At 34.9% G+C, this 19,274-nt stretch carries 13 protein-coding genes; 3 read left to right on the top strand and 10 right to left on the bottom strand.

Translation table 11 applies throughout. The features are described 5' to 3' along the window. Positions 1 to 10 precede the first annotated feature (10 nt). The 10 genes from NK356_RS13750 to NK356_RS13705 form a co-directional block, all read right to left on the bottom strand. On the bottom strand, positions 11 to 1,396 hold the full coding sequence (locus tag NK356_RS13750; protein WP_034699257.1) for a TolC family protein: 1,386 nt from the start codon (positions 1,394 to 1,396) through the stop codon (positions 11 to 13). A 70-nt stretch (positions 1,397 to 1,466) separates the two neighbouring features. Further along, complete coding sequence (locus NK356_RS13745; RefSeq protein ID WP_034699259.1) at positions 1,467 to 1,874, bottom strand: hypothetical protein; 408 nt, start codon at positions 1,872 to 1,874, stop codon at positions 1,467 to 1,469. Between the two features lie 94 nt (positions 1,875 to 1,968). Next, positions 1,969 to 2,676 carry a barstar family protein gene (locus NK356_RS13740; RefSeq protein ID WP_253317248.1) on the bottom strand — a complete coding sequence of 236 codons (708 nt, stop codon included), beginning with the start codon at positions 2,674 to 2,676 and terminating at the stop codon, positions 1,969 to 1,971. A gap of 24 nt (positions 2,677 to 2,700) precedes the next feature. Further along, entirely contained in the window at positions 2,701 to 3,093 is a 393-nt protein-coding gene (locus NK356_RS13735) for a DUF3060 domain-containing protein (RefSeq protein ID WP_253317247.1), read from the bottom strand. A gap of 142 nt (positions 3,094 to 3,235) precedes the next feature. Beyond that, positions 3,236 to 6,274 carry a choice-of-anchor I family protein gene (locus NK356_RS13730; RefSeq protein WP_253317246.1) on the bottom strand — a complete coding sequence of 1,013 codons (3,039 nt, stop codon included), beginning with the start codon at positions 6,272 to 6,274 and terminating at the stop codon, positions 3,236 to 3,238. 141 nt (positions 6,275 to 6,415) lie between these two features. Beyond that, positions 6,416 to 6,565 (bottom strand): hypothetical protein, encoded by a 150-nt coding sequence (locus NK356_RS13725; protein ID WP_156106575.1) that lies wholly within the window; start codon positions 6,563 to 6,565, stop codon positions 6,416 to 6,418. Then, on the bottom strand, positions 6,562 to 7,215 hold the full coding sequence (locus tag NK356_RS13720; protein WP_253317245.1) for an NAD-dependent epimerase/dehydratase family protein: 654 nt from the start codon (positions 7,213 to 7,215) through the stop codon (positions 6,562 to 6,564). Before NK356_RS13720 ends, NK356_RS13725 begins: the two co-directional genes overlap by 4 nt. Before the next feature lie 388 nt (positions 7,216 to 7,603). Next, positions 7,604 to 8,488 (bottom strand): exopolyphosphatase, encoded by an 885-nt coding sequence (locus NK356_RS13715; protein ID WP_034699268.1) that lies wholly within the window; start codon positions 8,486 to 8,488, stop codon positions 7,604 to 7,606. After that, entirely contained in the window at positions 8,485 to 10,557 is a 2,073-nt protein-coding gene (gene ppk1 / locus NK356_RS13710) for a polyphosphate kinase 1 (protein ID WP_034699272.1), read from the bottom strand. The genes NK356_RS13715 and ppk1 overlap by 4 nt, the downstream gene beginning before the upstream one ends. Positions 10,558 to 10,682: 125 nt before the next feature. Next, positions 10,683 to 11,660, bottom strand: coding sequence for a hypothetical protein (locus NK356_RS13705; RefSeq protein WP_253317244.1), 978 nt, complete (start codon positions 11,658 to 11,660; stop codon positions 10,683 to 10,685). 154 nt (positions 11,661 to 11,814) lie between these two features. On the opposite strand from NK356_RS13705, the gene NK356_RS13700 reads away from it, so the two are divergent. The 3 genes from NK356_RS13700 to NK356_RS13690 are packed head-to-tail and all read left to right on the top strand — an operon-like array spanning position 11,815 to position 19,244. Next, entirely contained in the window at positions 11,815 to 12,252 is a 438-nt protein-coding gene (locus tag NK356_RS13700) for a T9SS type A sorting domain-containing protein (RefSeq protein ID WP_253317243.1), read from the top strand. A gap of 15 nt (positions 12,253 to 12,267) precedes the next feature. After that, on the top strand, positions 12,268 to 18,783 hold the full coding sequence (locus tag NK356_RS13695) for a polymorphic toxin type 23 domain-containing protein (RefSeq protein WP_253317242.1): 6,516 nt from the start codon (positions 12,268 to 12,270) through the stop codon (positions 18,781 to 18,783). Then, positions 18,777 to 19,244, top strand: coding sequence for a hypothetical protein (locus NK356_RS13690; protein ID WP_253317241.1), 468 nt, complete (start codon positions 18,777 to 18,779; stop codon positions 19,242 to 19,244). Before NK356_RS13695 ends, NK356_RS13690 begins: the two co-directional genes overlap by 7 nt. The last annotated feature ends 30 nt before the right edge of the window (positions 19,245 to 19,274 follow it).

The raw sequence follows: 19,274 nt of genomic DNA, 5'->3' as shown, positions 1-19,274 counted from the left end.
AAATTTTTGGTTAGTGGGTAATGGCTTTGGTAATCATTGAAATATCTCCTTTGGAGGCAGCAATGAGTACGACTGCCTGCCAGGAGTTATTTTGTGCAATCTCATAATTGATTTCTGCACGGTTCAGCAGATAGAGTGCCTGAGTGAAATCTACAATCGTTGTCAACCCATTTTCATACAACGCTTTCTGTTGATTAAAAGCTTCGGTGGCTGCATCCATCTGGATTTTAGACTCAGAGACTTTTGTCAATGCATTTTTATACTTCAGCTCAGAAAAACTCTGTTGATTATAAAGTTCCTGCTGCAGTTGCTGGTAATCAAAATCCAATGCTTTTGTCATGAGTTTCTGCTCATTGACTTTGGATTGGCTTCTATAAAAATCGGTAAGATTCCAGCTGAGATTAAAGCCTACAATATAATTCATCCTGTCTACTCCAATTCCTTTTGTATAAGATTGTGAAAAAGCAGAATTGTCCTGAACATAATTCCATCCAAAACCGGATCCACGTCCCTGAAATACTCCGAAAAGAGAAAGAGAAGGAAGTCCTGTTGTATGTAAATATGCTTCCTGCAGTTTACTCTTGTTAATTTTCTCTGTTATAAAAAGAGTATTGGGATGATTTTCAAAAGATGAGGTTTCTGTACTTAAAGAAGGTTGGTTTTTACTGAAATAATGATCCAGTTGATATTCTGTAAAATTTTCGACCAAAAGATCAGATAGATTTTTATTGTATTCCAGGACATGATCATTGGCATTAATGATGGCAGTCTGCGCACTGGACATTTCTGCTTTTGCCAGGGAAGCATCTACTTCAGGGATTAAACCGCTTTCTGCCCTTGCTTTGGCAATGGTATAGATGACTTCGGAACGTTTGTGATTTTCATGCTGTACATTTTCAAGCCGCTGGCTTACCAGAAGATTGAAATAAGCGGCGGCTGTTTTGATCTGATGCTGAAAAATCTCCTGATTCAGATCAGCCTTTTGAATTTCTACATCAGCTGATTCTACATTTTCTTTGGTTTTAAGTTTTCCGAAAGTGTAGACATTCCAGTTGACGTTAGCAAGATATAAACTTCCAAACGCTGCATTCCAGTTTTGTTCTGCCAGCGGCATAGAAGTAGAGGCTACTCCAAGTCCGCCCTGACTGTACATCGGACCGTTTTGTGCATTAATGGTTCCGAAATTTTGCTGAGCCATCACGGTAACTTCCGGAAGATAATACGTCTTTTGAAGCTGAAGCCTTTCCTGTGATGCTTTGATATTGATTTCCTTTTTTTTGATGGACTGGTAATTTTTTTCCGCCCTTAGCAATACCTCTTCTAAACCCGTGATCTGGGCAAAAGATAGAGCAGGGCAGCCCAGCCATAAGATGAGTGCTCTGAATGATAAATTCATAGAATATATTTAGAATTAAAAATTGAAAAATAATTGTCCCGATCGGGATCATCGTATGATTCAATCTATTCTAAATTCTATAAACGCAATGAAGAATGAAAAGGGAAGGGTAATTGAGATGGTATTTTGAAGGATCAAAATAGAAGGTATGGTTTTCAGGGTCAAGAATGGTTGCCTGCTCAAAGACCGTTCCTAAATTGTAATACGGAATGGAAGCTGATAAAAACTTGACCGGAGAATTTTTATAAGAATGCGGAAGATTGTCTTCTTTGCAGATTTTTTTAACTTCCAGTTTACAACATCCGTTGTGGTTTTTCTGTTTATTGGTTTTGCATTTCGGGCAATCAAGATCAGAGAGTTTTTTCAGCCCTACATGAATCTCACTGGAATTTTCTTTACACACGTGTCTGCTGGTCGTAAACCCTGAGGAAACTACGATGTATAGGAGGATAAACAGTATGTGAAAGATTTTTTTCATTTCGCGGGATAAAATTAAAATGAATATCATCCGCAGTGTTATATAATTATGGAGGAAGTTTATATTTTAAAGGAAAATTTAAATTTTTATGAAATCAATTCAGTAAAACTTTAACATTGTAATCCTTAAAAACTTTCAGTATTTCTGTGAATTTAGTTTTCAATAATTTTTTACTCCTTTCATGATTAAGCCAATTTAGCTCTGAGATAGACTTTACCCCGAAATCTCCACGGAGACAATCATCCAAAGAGTATATATTACGTCCGAAATATCCTGAAATACCATGTATTTCCTCACCCAATGTACAGAAAAAGCCATCTAAGCTGTGAAATTCGTTTCCATCAATCTGAATCTGAATGTTTTCTCTGATTATTTCAGGTTTACAAAAATGTAAAGCATACACAAGCCATCCCTGAAGTTCGTCTTTTCTAAAACTTTTCCAGATATTTTTTTCAATCATTTCATTATTGAGTTTCATATCCATGGTTTTTTGATATCCTTTAGGGCTGGTCCATGCAAAACCAGTTAGAATGATGTTTTTTTTGGATTTGCTTATTTTTATATTACTGATAAAAGTACCTGATATAATATTATTTTCCTGATCAAGGTTGTAAATGAAACCATTATTCTGATAAATTTTAGTGGCATTTTTTATAGCAGAAATAAGGCCGGGAATGTTATGAACATGTACCAGCCTTATTTTTTTATAAGTAATAGGATTAGATCCTTCAATATTTTTTACCTGATCTATTAATGTAATGATTTCAGGATCATCTCCTGTATCTAATGCAAATCCAAACATGCAATTAGTCTTTTTAAAATATTTTTATTGTTTTACAACTTTATTTCCTACTCCCGTAATAGAAACATCAGGTTTACCGGATTTTGTTCCGGAAGTTCGGTAGTAGACTATATTATCACCACCTTCCATTGAGATTTTGTCTACTTTATCAACGTATACTTTATTACCAGTTCCTGAGACCTCAATCTTTTTTGCACTTCCTTTGATCGTTAATGTATTATCACCACCCTCTACCTCAACAGTTCCTCCATTGAGAGCATAGTTGAGCGTATGGCCTACGCCTTCTACATGTACCATCTTATTCCCGTCTGTTTTTTCTACGCCTTTTGCAGATTCTGTTTTTCTGGATTGTGAGAAAGCGGTCCCTGTTCCTAATAACAGGATCGTAAGAATTCCTGCAGCTTTAATATTTTTCATTGTGAATTTGGTTTTGTTCAGGGTAAATATAGATATAAAATGCTTTTTCCAAGAATTTTAAAAGTTAAATCATCTTAATTTTCCCGGTAACAAAAAAGCCCCGGAAAATCCGAAGCCTTTTCAATCAACTAAATATTATATTTTATCTTACAATGACTCTTTTGATCTGTCCTTCCGACGTTTTTACAAGATAAACTCCTGTAGAAAGATTAGCAGTGCTTATGGTTAAAGCATTCTTTTCTTTCCCGATCAATTTTCCGGACATATCGTACAATTCATAATCCTGTTTTCTGTTGAAATAAAGAGTATTTCCTTTGTTGACAGGATTTGGGAATATAGTAAAGGTGGCCTGTTCAGTTTTTACTTCACCTGTTCCAAGCGTTGCAGGCGTTGCTACTTCATACATGGATAAAGTTCCGCTGATCTCATTGGCGATAATCACATACCCTTTATTGGTTGTTGTGTTTTCAGGAGCGATGTAAATAATTCCTTCAGGACCATTATCACCTCCGTATGCTGAAGTAGAACGGGAATGTTTGTAATCTGTAAACGTTGGGTTATTAGGATCTGTGATATTGTAAGCCATGACCCCACCAGTTCTTTCCAAGGTAATGAAAGCATATGTCTGCCCGTTGATCTTTCCTAATGCTACCCCTTCCGGTTCGGGTCCTTTAGCACGGCTTCTGTTTTTAACACCGTTGGATTCATTATCTGCATTGAAAATTAATGGATGATTAGCGGCAATATATCGTTCAAACTGATCTCCGCTGTCATATACAATCTGTTTAGTATCAGCATTGAAGATAGAGAATGAACGGGCTCCTAAAGCTGCCATTTCTTCAAATTCTGTATCACCATCCGTATTTCCTGTGGCAGATGAAACCCTGAATCTTCCAAGATTATAAGAAGCCTTTAAAATATTGGCATTCGGGAACAATACAGGATCTAAAATATAAGTGTTTGCTCCCACAGTCGTTCTTTCGCTAAATCCTGAAAGATCTTTTTCGTCACCTTCATTAGCAGTTACAATATAGTTGGTGTTTCCTACTTTGTAATTTTGTACTGCATCCGGAACGTAATAGGCTTTTACCGGCCAGTTGGCGATTAGAACCTCTCCATTATTGTCTGAAGCATCAAATCCGTTGCCCGGAAGGCTCATGTCTTTTTTGCCCAATCCCCAGATACCTGTGATGGTTTTGGTAGCTAGATTAATTTCAGCAATGGCATTGTTTTCCTGAAGCGTTACCCATGCTTTCTGACTGTCGGCACTGATGGTCACATATTCCGGTTCCAGATCCTGAGAAAGGGTATTGTTCGTTCTTACTTTTCGTAAACCGCTTGCTGTTAACGCTGCTACCTGAGAATCAAAACTGTTGAAATTAAGAGTCGTTACATTACTTTGGGTAAGATTTCCGATACCTCCGGAAATATCTATAATACTGATGGTTCCTTCAGGATCGATAGTGTAAGCATCATTAGGTTCGCCTTCATTGGCAGTCACTACTTTCGTTCCATCAGGAGAGAATGTTACCATGTCTGGTAAAGCTCCTACTGTTACCTGTTTCAGGAAATTTCCGTTGATATCAAAAAATACTACAGATCCATTTTGCTGAGGATCAGTATTGGGAGATGCAGCTGCAATGATTCCGTTTTTCACAGCGATACTTGTGATACCACCATAAGGAGCCATATTCACTGTTTTTATGACAGAAGGTATTGAAGGATTACTAAAATCAATAATATCAAAAACATCCGTAATCGAACTGATTGTAAATAAACGTTGTGTTGACGGATCATGAACTACAATTTCCGTAGAACTGTTATTATTTCCTGAAGGATCAAAACTTAGGAGATAATTCAGCTGGATCTGATTGGAAGGAACCGGAGCTGGTTTATCATTATCTACAATATAAACCGTTGCAGAATTGTCTCCTGAAATAGTTGCTCCAACAGGATTTTCAAGACTTACCACAAAATATTCTGCCTGCTGTTCTGCCACTGTGTCATCAATAATCGGAATATTGACGGTGTAACTCGTTGTAGATGGAGTAATATTAATAGTTTGATTGGCTAAAGTAAAATCATTACTGTCAGCTGTACTGAATGGTGCTGGCTTTACAACCAGATTCACAGTAGATGTTGATGGATTGGTGATATTGATTTTAAATGCAAGATTTCCGGCATTTTCATTGACTTTGATGAAATTCTTTTCTAAAGAAATTGCTGTTCCGGCAGTGGAAAAAGTACTGGAGGTAACAGCAGTAACTCCATTATCACTGAAATCTTCAACCATATTGGGTTTAAGGGCCAGATAATAGGTCTGTCCCGGCACAAGTCCGGAAGTTGGGATTACAGTGATGGTATTGTTAGTGAAAGTCGTAGTGAAAGGAACTTGTGTACCTGTAGCATTTCCCAGACGGAGATCTATAAGATTCTGTGCATTAGAATTATTGATCGCAGAATTATCTGTTAATCTTACATTTTCATTGAAAGATAATGTTGGATTTACAGTCGTTGAAGCGTTATTGGTATTATTGGCAGGCAGATAAGTGACTGTTGGTGGAGTAGTATCAACATTTCCTGCAGGAGTGGCGTCTACCGTAAAGTTATCAAAACGGTTATTTCCTCCTGTTCCGCCTCCCGTTGCAGAAAATTCTACTTTTAATTTAAAGTTAGGGTTGTTATTGGCTCCCTGTATAGCTGAAAAATCTAATGTAACCAATTGCGGATCGGCATCCTGAGGATTCACAGTCTGGAACTGCATAAAAGTAGTTCCATCGGTGGAATAAGACCATGTCTGTGTTCCTGCTCCCTGACCGGATCTTCTGGTGGTGAATTTAACAATGACATTATTATACCCTGTTGTAGGAAGGTTAAACTGTAAAGCTCCCCCAATCGGATTATTGAATCTTAAATGGGTTCCGGAACCATCTCCGTTTCTTGCATTTAAATTTTGCAGACTAAAATTCTGTCCGGTACCTCCGGCAAAATCAATAACACTTGTTCCTCCGGCTATCGCGGCAAGAGAACCGTTCACCATCGTAGAAGAAGGTGTAGTAACTGTGGCTGCAGAAGTATTATCGTTAAAATTCCAGTAATGAATCAGTGTCTGTCCGAAAAGTCCGCTCTGAAAAAAGAATGCGGCAATCACAGACCCTTTTAATAGGTAGTTGTTGATCATTTTTTGCTTCAATTAAATAAATACAAAAATGAACTTTATGTTTCGCAACTATTTTAATGGAATTTTAAGAAATGTTTAAAAAATAGGGTTATTTCCGATAAGAAGTAAAATTATATCCGAATGAGAAACTTTAGAATGAAATTATTTTCCTGATTTTCCAGAAAAATTTAAAATCGTTCCTGATTTATTTCCTTCCAAAGGATGTTTCTGCATATAAAAATATCCTGAAACAGCAGTCACAAGCAAGAGTACAAAAATAACCAGAACAATTCTTTTTAACATGTCTCTCATATCGCTAAATTTTTAATATCTCTAATTTCTAAAGTAGATGTAGGGTACCCTTTTTGTGTCACATTGATCATTGCTCTACCCACTTCATGTAAAGTTAATGATTTTGATTGAAAAAATACAGGAAAAATCCAAATAATAGGTTTAAAAAACCATTTTACATGTATTTGACCTTCAACGGGTTTCATGAATCCGGGACGAAAATTATACGCTCCTCTGAAATTCATTCTTTTCAAATCATTCTCAGTTCTGCCTTTTACACGTGCCCACATCAGTTTTCCACTCTCTGTACTGTCTGTACTTGCTCCGGAAACATAGTTGAATACCATTTCAGGATTTTGATTCAAAACAGCTTTTGCAAAGTGAAGGGTTGTATCGTAAGTAATTTTGGTATACTCTTCCTCATTCATCCCTACACTGCTTATTCCTGCACAGAAAAAACAGGCATCATATCCTTTTAGCTTTTCGTCATTCAGATTTATTGACAAAAAGTCAGGAATAAAGTATTCTTTAAGCTTGGGATGTGTTTTTCCAGATGGTTTTCGGCTTATACTCAGGATTTCAGAGACATTTGGATTTTCAAGACATTCCATTAAAACACCTTCGCCTACCATTCCTGTAGCTCCTGTAAGAATTATTTTGATTGGGTTCATTGCTTTGCTATTGATATGGGTAAGACGGATGAGGATGAGGTTTTACTTTAAAATTAGGATTTTTTTTTAATTAAAAGTAAAAAGTAAAAAGTAAAAAGTAAAAAGTAAAAAGTAAAAAGTAAAAAGTAAAAAGTAAAAAGTAAAAAGTAAAAAGATGTTGTCTTAAATGTCTGGATTCAATAATTCAATAGGGGTGGGTTATGATTCTTAGCGGGGTCGAAGAAAGCCCAGCCAGCTTAAAAAATGAGCCAACTCGCTATTGGTTTTAACCAAAACTTAATGCAAGAGATTGCTTCGTCGCTTTGCTCCTCGCAATGACATTGCGGAAATGGATGACAAAATAAAAAGCCAGCTCAAAATGGCCGGCTTTCAATCGTATTGTTTGTTGTTACTTTTTATGTTGCAGCTGACTATAAATATTATGGATCAATCCGTCTGCCACGGAAATTTTTGGAACAAAAATCCTGTTAATATCAGACCATGACATCACATTGTTGAAAATACCGAGAGCATATACCAGTACATCGGCACGGTCTTCTCGCAGGTTGTAGTTGGTCATTCTTTCTTCTACGGAAAGCTCATTGAATTCTTTGTACACCTTTTTCAGATGAGACAAAGACATAGGTTTCCCATCTTTGGTTTTGCTCATAGAGAATACTTTGTTGATGTTTCCTCCTGACCCGATGGCAACAATGGGTTTTTTGCTGACAATATTTTTTTTGATCTCATCCTTCATTTCTTTCCAGTTGTCCATCGTCACAAGATTATTGAGAAGACGGATGGTTCCGATATTGAAAGATTTTTCATAGACCATTTTACCATTTTCGTAAAAGGTAAGCTCTGTAGAACCTCCACCAACGTCAATATATAGATAGGCAAATTCTTTGTCAAGACCTTCTGCTACGTGGTTCTCATAAATCAGGGTAGCTTCTTCATCACCGGAAATAATTTCAATATTGATTCCTGATGTATCTTTTACCAGATTGATGATATCATTACCGTTGGCAGCATCACGCATAGCACTGGTAGCACAGGCTCTGTAATGATCTACTTTGTATATTTTCATCAGGTCACTGAAGATTTTCATGGAATCAATAACCATTTTTTCTCTTTCCGGACCTATTTTTCCGATGGTGAAAACATCCATTCCCAGTCTCAGAGGAATTCTGAGAAGGTTGAGCTTGATGAATTCAGGCTTTCTGTTATTAATCTTTACTTCATTGATAAGAAGGCGGGCTGCATTACTCCCTATGTCTATCGCTGCTATCTTCATTTTTTGTTTGTTTTAGCTTTTAAATATTTATAGGTTTCTATTTGTGATCGGCATTCGTTTTTATCATTTCTTACGTATTCATTGCTCAGCTTTTTGTCTAAAATCCTTGCCTTTACGTTATCTTTAAGTTGGATGTCCAGAATATCTTTTAATTCCTTCTTAAGGTTCTTATCAGTAATTTTAGCGGCTGCTTCAATTCTGTAATCCAGGTTTCTGGTCATCCAGTCTGCGGAAGAAATGTACATATCTTCAGCCCCTTTATTGTAAAAATACATAACTCTGGCATGTTCCAGGTATTCATCTACAATGCTGATGGCTTTTATTTTTTCTTTGAATTCCTTTTGATTGACGGCACAATAGATTCCTCTTACGATCATTCTGGTCACCACTCCGGCTTTGGCAGCTTCATATATTTTTTCAATCAAAGCTCGATCACTCATTGAGTTGACTTTAACAATGATCTCTGCTCTTCTTCCTGCCTTGGCTTCTTCGATTTCTTTATCGATATGGTGAACAATCTTTTCACGCATAAACTGAGGGCAAACTAATAAATTTTTACAAGTTTTCAAAATAGGAATAAAGTCATCTTTTGGTTTTTTTAAAACATTGAAGACTTTATTGATATCCGCCATGATACCACGGTCCGCAGTCAGCAGCAGGTGATCACCATATATTCTGGCCGTTTTTTCATTGAAATTCCCGGTACTTACAAAGCCATACTGAATAGTTTTATTGTGTGCTCTCTTTTTGATGACACAAAGTTTGGCGTGTACTTTTTTGTTAGGAATTCCTACAAGAACAGTAATTCCTTCAGGCTCCAGCATGTCTTTCCATTCAAGATTGGATTCTTCATCAAATCTTGCCTGGAGCTCAAGCATTACAGTCACTTCTTTACCATTTCTGGCCGCATAGATCAGGGCATTAATGATTTTTGAACTGCTTGCCAGACGGTATGCTGTAATCTGTATTGATTTTACATCCGGATCCATAGCGGCTTCACGAAGAAGATCAATCACCGGATTGTATTTATGGTAAGGGAAGGTAAGAAGGACATCTTCTTTTAAAATAACATCAGTTACTCTTTCTCCATGCTCAAACGCCTGATGCGTAAAAGAAGTTCTTTCTACAGGTCTTTCATACTTTTCAAAAACATCAGGGAAATCCATGAAATGTTTGAAATTATGAATTTTTCCTCCGGGAATGATGCTGTCTTTTTTCGTTAAGTTTAGTTTTCTGATAAGGAGTTCCAACAGAGCTTTATCCATATCTTTATCAAAAACAAAACGGGTAGGCTTCCCTTTTCTTCTGTTTTTAAGTCCTTTTTCTATTTTTTCTGCAAAGTTGGTTCTGATATCATTATCCAGATCCAGTTCGGCATCTTTTGTTACTTTAAATGCATTGGCTGCAAATTCATCATACCCGAAATAAGAGAAAATGTGCGGAAGGTTAAAGGTAATCACATCTTCCAGTAACATGACATTTTTTTCTTCGGGATCTTCAGTTGGCAGCAATACGAATCTTCCCACAAAACGGGAAGGAATTTCAATAATGGCATAATTGCTGGAATATTGCCAGTCCTTTTTTCTCATGGCCACTCCCAAATAAAGACTCTTATCTCTCAGGTAAGGCATAGGCGTATTTTCATGAAGAAGAATCGGAATCACATTGGATTCTACCACTTCATCGAAATATTGTCTGACAAATTCTTTTTGTTTTGCAGTCAGGTTTTTGGCATTTTTAATGAAAACTTTATGATCAGCCATTTCGGTCTGGATTTTTTTCCAGGTTTTATCGAAATTCAGCTGTTGTCTCATGACAATCTCATTGATTCGCTGAAGGATTTTGGTAGGAGGTTGGTAGAAAGATTCAGCAATCACTTTTTCCTTAAAATCCATGGCACGCTTTAATCCGGCAACACGTACTCTGAAAAATTCATCTAAATTGTTGGAGAAAATTCCAAGAAAACGTATTCTTAAATGTAAGGGAACTTTTTCATCCATGGCTTCCTGCAAAACTCTCTCATTAAAGGCAAGCCATGTGATATCTCGTGGATTAAAGTGTATTGACATTCTAAATGTGTATATTTTATCAAAAATAATCATTCGTAAAGACTCTTCCTCTATTTCTTAGGTTAAACTTTGATTAATTTTGGCTTGTCTGAGTTGTATATTCTTTTAATGCATAGCAAGTTTGTTTATTGATCATTGATCGGCAATATTTTTTTTATTTCTTCGATTTTTTTATACATTTTGTTGAAAAATATATTTCTAGCTTTGTTATTTGAAGAAAGTAACTCAGAGTTTTTCAGAATTAGTTCGAGGCTTTTTTCGTAATTATTACAGACCCTTTCATCCAAAGTATAATAATAGCTTAGGATATTATATGGCAAAAAAAGCATTTTTTGATCCAAAAATTTTATAAAAACGGTATTATTCATAATCAAAAGGTCATTTTGATACAATTTGAAATACACATGTTTTCCATCTTTCCTCTCATTTACAGCTTCATTTTCTATCTGTTTCAGAACTTTTATCACTTCAACACATATCTTCAACACACTTTGGGTGCTAATCATTTCCAATTGGTGAAAATAAATAAGCTGTTCAAGCATGGCATAAATAGTAACATTACTCCATATTTCTGTAGAGCTTACATCATGGTATACTTGAGAGAGTAAAAGTCCTTTCTGTTTAATCTTTTCAGGTACTTCAAATTCTTCAAAACTTATTCTTTTTGAAAAGAATTCAGCATCCATCAGCTTCAGCCATGTGTAGATTTTGAATTTTCGCAAATTTTCAAACTTCATTAAATAAAAAAGAGGAATATCTTTTGCCGCATACACAAACTCAACATGTTTAGCATTTTTTACCTTCTGTAAATTATAAATAGAAGATTCAAAATATTTTTCCAAATCATCTATATTATAAATATCATGTACTTTGCTAACTACAGCATTATTAAGATTGGAGTCATGTATTGAATCTAAAGAAATACCGAAATGGGAAGCAAGGGAAATACCTTCATTAAGTGTGATGTGGCTTTTTCCACTGATTCTTCTGTAGGCTGTATCATTTGAGAGTGCTAATTTATCAATCATAATGTCAACCAACTCCTTTTTTCCTCCAGATTCTTTTAATAACAGGTCAAAAAGATTTTTTTGATAATTTTTCATGGATCATTGTGCTTTATTAGCAAATATATCTAAAAAAGGGTAATGGTATATTGTTTTTTAGATAATTTGTCTATTTAGTAACGTAGTTAAGATGCATTGTCCTTTCATAAGCTATTTAATTTAATGATTTTTGTAGATATATAAAATCAATAACATGGGAAAAAAGTTATTTTTAGTTTTTCTCCTATTAATATCAATAGGAGGATTGAAAGCACAGACACTCATATTTGAGTATGAGATTGGAGGGAATCAGATTATCAGACAATACTGTGCCGCCTGCTCTCCAACGAGTAAATCTGTTAATAAAACAATAACAGATAAAGAAGAATTTCCCCCATCAGCTTATCAGGTCAAAATATATCCTAATCCAACAAAGGATAAAGCCAACCTTGTATGGTCTCCTGAACTGGGAGAAATGATTCAAAAAGTTGAATATGTGGCTTATAACTTTACTCAATACAGGGAAATTCCTTTTGACAAAAGAGAAAATAAGGTCACATTAGATTTATCCGATCAACCTATAGGAATGTATGTGGTTATTTTTCATTTGAAAACAGGGGAAAAGTTAACCTATAAAGTTTTAAAACAATAATTTAAATTCATGAAAATGAAAAAAAATATATACTTTTTACTAGCATTTTTCTTTCTGGCAAAACTATTGAATGCACAAGCTGTCGGGCAGACAACAGGTGATTTCTCTGTGTCTTCCACAGGGGGAGCCAACTATACTATACCTATTGCCAATCTTCCAGGTATAAAAAATGCTGTACCTAATATCACTTTAAACTACTCCAGTCAGAGTAAAAATGGAATTGCTGGCTGGGGTTGGAATGTTTCGGGAGCATCCTCTATCACACGAATTTCGGCAACAAAGTTTCATGACGGAGTAATTGATGCAGTTAATTATAATGATAAAGACAGATTTGCATTAGATGGTCAGAGATTAATATTGAAGTCTGGAACATATGGCGGAGACGGAGCAGAATATCAAACCGAAAATTATTCTAATATTAAGGTAATATCTTATGGTGTTTCTTCTTACGGAGCAAATTACGGTCCTTCTTATTTTATAGTGTATTATCCCAATGGAAATACTGCTATTTATGGTAATAATCCAAATTCCCAAAGTCAGCTTGAATGGAAAGTCAATCACATTGATGATGTAAAGTACAACAGAATAGAATTTTCCTACTTCAAAGACAATGATAATATTTATCTATCTTCTGTTAAATATGGCGGAAATCCATCTGTTGGATCTTATACTCCTGTGAACACTGTAAATCTTGTCTATAAAAATAGAACAAGAAACGAGCAAATGTATGTGTATGGAAATACCAGTTATGTTATTACCAAAGAATTGGATAAGGTTGAAGTTTTAGGAAATGGACAGCTTTTCAGAAAATACCAGCTTACTTATGATACAACCTCATTGGGCTACGAAAGATTAACCCAAGTACAAGAGTTTAATGGAAATGGGGAATCTGTAAAACCAATAATCTTTGAATATGATACTACTGAAAACGGAGTTATTAATAATCCTAATGCTGTTATCAGTAATGTTACTCCTGCTTATGATTCCAATAACTGGAAATATCTGGCAGGATACTTTGATAATGATGCTTCAATAGACTTCTTTACCTACCCTAATTCAAAGGATAAACTATATAGATTTAACTCAAGCCAATTATTAACAACCAATTCTAACGTTGCAGGAAACCTGATCAATATAGAAAAGTTTTCTGATATATTTTCAACAAAACTACTGTTAACCAATAATAAATTTAACAATCTTGATGCTGTTACTACGATTGGAACAGGAAGCATTGTTAGTAATCAGGAAGTCATAAAAGTTAATAATTATGTTTCTAATTCGAGTTATAGCTCTTTAGATTTAGTCTATACTAAAACCTATTCTTTTCCTGTTGCTCAAAATCAAAGTTGTGTAATTATAGGAGGAAATGATACGAGGTATGCAAAAATTCCTAAAAAATTCTTTACAGGAGATTTTAATGGAGACGGCTTATCAGATGTTATAGCACTTACGTTGCCATATAGTCAAACTTATACTTATTACTGTGGTAGCACTAAACTAGATCCTAATGGACGTCCCTCTCCCAATTGCTGTGAAGGGGATTCCACAATGGAGTATTCACAAGCGTATTTATTAGATTTAAATCCAAATTCTCCACAAACCCCTATAAACATTGGGGGAAACTATGTTGTGAAATCTTCTTCCAGAATTTATGTAGGTGATCTTGAAGGGGATGGAAAAGCAGATCTGTTTATTCTAAATGGAGGGCAGATAACAGTATATGGTGTAGAAAATAATGCACTTGTTCAAAAAACGGTAGTCAATAATTCTGTTATCAACTTTGATTATCCATCTTATTTAACTGATTTAAATGGAGATGGAAAGACAGATATTGTGATTCCTACTGCTGAAGGTAGCAGTAATTGGTTTCATTTAATATCCAATGGACAGTCTTTTACCCAAGCTACAAAGGATATTTCAATGGTTTTTAGAAAATCTTATGTTAAAAATACTTGTTATAATGCAGCTAATGGTAATCTGGACTGTGGTTATGTCCAACAGGTCATTTACTACAATTTTGCTGATGTCAATGGTGATGGTAAGGCAGATTTATTCTATCATTCTATTTTTGCTCCTTACAATTATGATGTTCCGGGAGGAGCTCAGTGGAATTATCCATATAATACGTATGGAGCTAACTACGCTATCAAAGAATTTGGAAGTGTAAAATACAACATGAGTAATGATCCGGATGGTACAGCTAATTTTTCAGGAGAGAATATGATGTGGAATAATATGTACACTTATAATGGCTGTACAGCTAATGGAACTCCTATGTTTTTATCCAATCAGAATATTGTAAACCAAAACTTAGATTATGCCTTTTTTGGCGGAGATAAAATAAAATATATTTCCTTTAAGAAAGACAACAGAGTAGATACTTCTTTAAAAAGAATAAAGGAGAATGACCTCGTAACAAATATTACGTATGATGCTGTTATGGATAATGGTGGTTCTTCCGGTACTTATGTTTCCGATAATTCCGAGCAATATCCAAATGTCAGCCTTAATCTTGCTCCATCCATAAAGCTGGTAAAGAAAATAGAAAAAAGTTTTAATGGAGAAATGAAGATACAGGAATACAGATATAAAGGAGCTGTAGTCAATATGGAAGGTTTAGGTTTTATAGGTTTCAAAGGACTTGCCAGATCATCAGTATATGGAGGAAGTGTTCAGCCATTTTGGACAATCTCTTTACAAGATCCTCAAAAAAGAGGAGCTGTATCGGAAAGTTATGTACTAAAATCTGTTGTTGATTTTAACTCACCAACCTCATTTATATCAAAAACCATTAATAGCTATAATACATCTTTATCACCAAATAAAGTTTTTACCAATCTGCCAACACAGGTACAGCAGATAGACAATTTATCAGGTGTTACAACTAATCACTATTATGATATTTACGATACTTATAATAATCCTAAAAAATCAAGAATTGTAGTTACGGGAGGTGAGAAAACGACATTGATTGATTATGAAGATAACCCTTCGGGAGTTAGTAATCAATATTATATTGGAAGACCCACTAAGAAAACAGAAACTCAAACTTTAGGAAATGATATTTTTTCTACGGAAGAACTCTTTTCTTACACGAATGGTTTACTAGCTCAAAGTAAGAAAAAGGGCAATAATACAGATTATATCACCGAAGATTTTGTATATGATGCTTTTGGTAATAATATAGAGAAAACATTATCTGCTACTGGTGTTTCTCCAAGGACGGAAAAAAATCAATACGATCCTTCTGGTAGATTTGCCATTAAAACAACTAATATTCAGGGAATTTCTACTTCATATAATTACGATAGTGCATTTGGGTTACTGCTTTCAACAACCAATCATCTAAATCAAACATTATCATACACTTATGATGACTGGCAGAGAAAAGTACAGGATAAAGACATTTATAATAATATTACACAATATTCTTATGAGTGGATTACTTCAGGAGATTTTTCGGGTGGAATCAAATTAAAAGTAACTGAAGCAACAGGAGCGACTAAAGAAACGTTATCTGACAACTGGGGCAGAATACGTATAGAAAGAGGATTGTCACTCAATAATAAGTGGATAGAGAAAAGAACAGATTATGATATTCTGGACAAACCTTTTAAAGTAAGTGAACCATATTTTTCCACTTCCTCTCCTAACAAATGGACTATTACAGAGTATGATGATTATGGAAGAATCGTAAAAACCATATATCCAACAGGGAAAATCATTACTTCTTCTTATAATGGGCTATCTGCTACTGTAGTTGATGGGCAAAAAACACAAACCATAACAAAAGATGCTTGGGGAAATAAGATAAAAATGTCTGATAATGGTGGAGATATTAATTATACCTATTTTGCCAATGGAAGTTTAAAATCTTCAAACTATGCAGGGCACGTTGTAAGTATTGAGCAGGATGGATGGGGTAGAAAAATAAAACTGTCAGACGCCTCTGTAGGAGGAGATTATACCTATTTATATGATAATTTAGGACAAATCCTGAAAGAAGAAAACCCTAAAGGCAAAACAGAATATACCTATGACCAGTATGGAAGAGTGAGCAAGAAAAATGTTACTGGTGACAATACAGATATAAAAATCAATTATAGTTATAATGCCCAAGGGTTGATAGATTCAGAAACAGGAACATCCAATGGGGTAAATGACTCATATACTTATAAATACGACAATTTCTATCGTTTATCTGAAAGAGAAGAAAACAATGGATTTGCCATTTTCAAAAAACGTTATACTTATGATAATTTTGGAAGAGTAAAGAAAGAAATCAAAGAAACTCTTTATGGCTCTGCTTCCAGTATTGTTGAAGTTGAAAATAATTATGCTTCCTGTGGAATGCTGGAAAGTATTACTGACAGCAATGGAAAATTAATTTGGAAGCTGAACAATATTAATGAAAAAGTACAGGTATTATCTGCTAATTTTGGAAATGGAACAGAAATTAGTAATACTTATGATGGAAATAATTTTTTAAGTTCTGTAAGGCACAAAAATAATGTAAGTGGTATTGTCTTGGGGAATGATTATACTTTTGAAGCAGCTACGGGACTCTTGAAAAACAGAAATAGTGTTGCTGTTCAGAGCGGATGGTATGAAAGTTTTGAATATGATAGTTTACAACGATTAATATCATGGACTGATCCTAATGGCACACAATCTCAAACTTATGACAATTACGGAAGAATTGACAACAATAGTGATATTGGAGATTATAAATATGTAGATGGGAACAGATACAGAAAAAAAGAAATCAATTTAAATCCTTCTGGAAATGCTTATTACAGCGTAAACCAGTTACAAAAGATTTTTTATAATTCTTATAAAAGCCCTGTGAGTATTATACAAGATGGTTATGAGATGGTGAAGTTTGGTTATAACATGCATCAAACAAGATCATCTTCACAATATAATTATGATAAAAAGTTTTTGAAGTATGGAAAAAATAAAATTTACTCTGATGATAATACCGTTGAGATTGTAGGGTATAATTATGTAGGTAAAGTAAATGGAAGTGCTCTCAAAACAAGAATTATCACTTATATAGCAGGTAATCCTTATTCAGCCCCAGCTATGTACATCAAAGATTTTAATGGTTTTGGAGAAGTGATGAGTGAGGGAACACATTACCTGCACAGAGATTACCAAGGAACTATTTCTGCTATTTCAGATCAGGCAGGAAAAGTTGAAGAAAGAAGGCAGTTTGATGCTTGGGGCAATTTAGTGTATTTTGAAAAAGATGGAGTAAAGGTTGACCCTAAGAAAGCTGATTTACTAATTGAAAGAGGCTATACAGGTCATGAACATTTCTTTCAGGTAGGATTAATTCATATGAATGGCAGAATGTATGATCCTAAATTGCATACTTTCCTGTCAGTTGATAATTATATTCAGGATCCGTTTAATACACAAAGCTATAATAGATTTGGATATGTACTGAATAACCCTCTGATGTATACAGATCCCAGTGGAGAGGTTTTTGTTTGGGCTGTAGTATATGTAGCAGCTATTGTAGGTGCGATTATGGGAGCCACTAGCTATGTAGGTCAAGCAATACAAACAGGAGATTGGAGCTGGGGTAAATTTGGAATGTCTATTTTAGGAGGCGCTGTTTCAGGAGCTATTATGGGAACGCTAACCGCAGCAACTGGAGGAGCCGCAGCCGCGCTATCATGGGGAGCCATTGCGGGATATGCAGCAACAGGATTTGTAGGTTCTTTTATGAGCTTTAACTTAGACTTAGGAGGAGGTTTTAGCATAGGAATTTCACCAGCCATTGCTTTTGGAAATAGCTTTAGTGTTGGAGCAAGTCTTAGTGTAAGCTATAGAAAAGGAAATTTAAGCTTCTCAGCAGCCATTGCAGGTACTTATTACAATAAACATGCAGGAAGTGGTGTTTCAGGATGGGGATATAGATATTCTGCAATGATAGGGTATGACAGCAAAGATTTCAGCATTGGAGTTGGTACAAATGTTTGGAAAGGTGTTCATGCACAACAGACAGGAATTTTTAGAGCCGGAAGTGGAGATTTTTCTTTAACTTATGAAAATGACGGAAGTCCCTTTGATAAAGTGGGGGCAGGCATTTTAGGAGATGGACACGATAGATGGAGAACAGCAGCCATGACATTTAATTATAGAGATTTTCATGCTGGATTTAATTTATTTACTGGTGAAAGAAGAAGTGAGAGCTATTCGTATGATGAACAACATACAATGCCTGAACTTTTACATGATGATTATTATGGAAATCCAGATGGAAAAATAGGAATTGGCTTTGGAGCAAGAAATAAATATGGAGCAGTCCAAGAAATAGGACCAAGATATAGACTTGGAGCTGCTTACATTGGTTGGGGTAATTATAGAATAGGGATTGATTCTGATAGACATATAAGACATCCTATACAAAATATAGGTGCGCATTCTATAATATCTCCTCAGCCTGGTTTTGAAGTATTATCTGGTGGTGTGAAGCCATATTTTCAATATCAAACAATAAACCCTTTTACATCATGGTAAACAATAATATAATTAAGATGCTATTGGTACTTTCATTTATGATTTTTGGAAGTGGTGCTATAAATGCACAAAAATTAAAAAATATTAAATATTTTAATAAATCAGAGCTAATAGCTTTTCCGTTTAACAAAACATTTATCTGTTCAACTATTTATGAAGCTAATAAAGACTTAAAAAAAACAAGACAGATTGAATTAAACTATGATATGTCCATCCTCTTCAAAGAGGATGGCTATATTGAAGCTACCAACTTTGGAACAAGTAATAAAGATGGACAAACAGGTATAATTTATTCAAAAAAAGGAAAAATAAAAGTGGATGTAATAACCCTGCTATCAGACAGAAGCCACACAATTAGAACGTATAATTTAAAGATTATTGATGGGAATATACATCTGATAGAAGATAGATGGATTGGAGGAGATAACCTTAGTTACTTAATTTTTAAAACTGATAAATAACTTCTTATAAACATGAACAAACAATTTTAA

It is taken from the genome of Chryseobacterium sp. S0630, from assembly GCF_024158915.1.
Taxonomy (GTDB): Bacteria; Bacteroidota; Bacteroidia; order Flavobacteriales; family Weeksellaceae; genus Chryseobacterium.
This window is presented reverse-complemented; position numbering and strand designations above follow the sequence as displayed.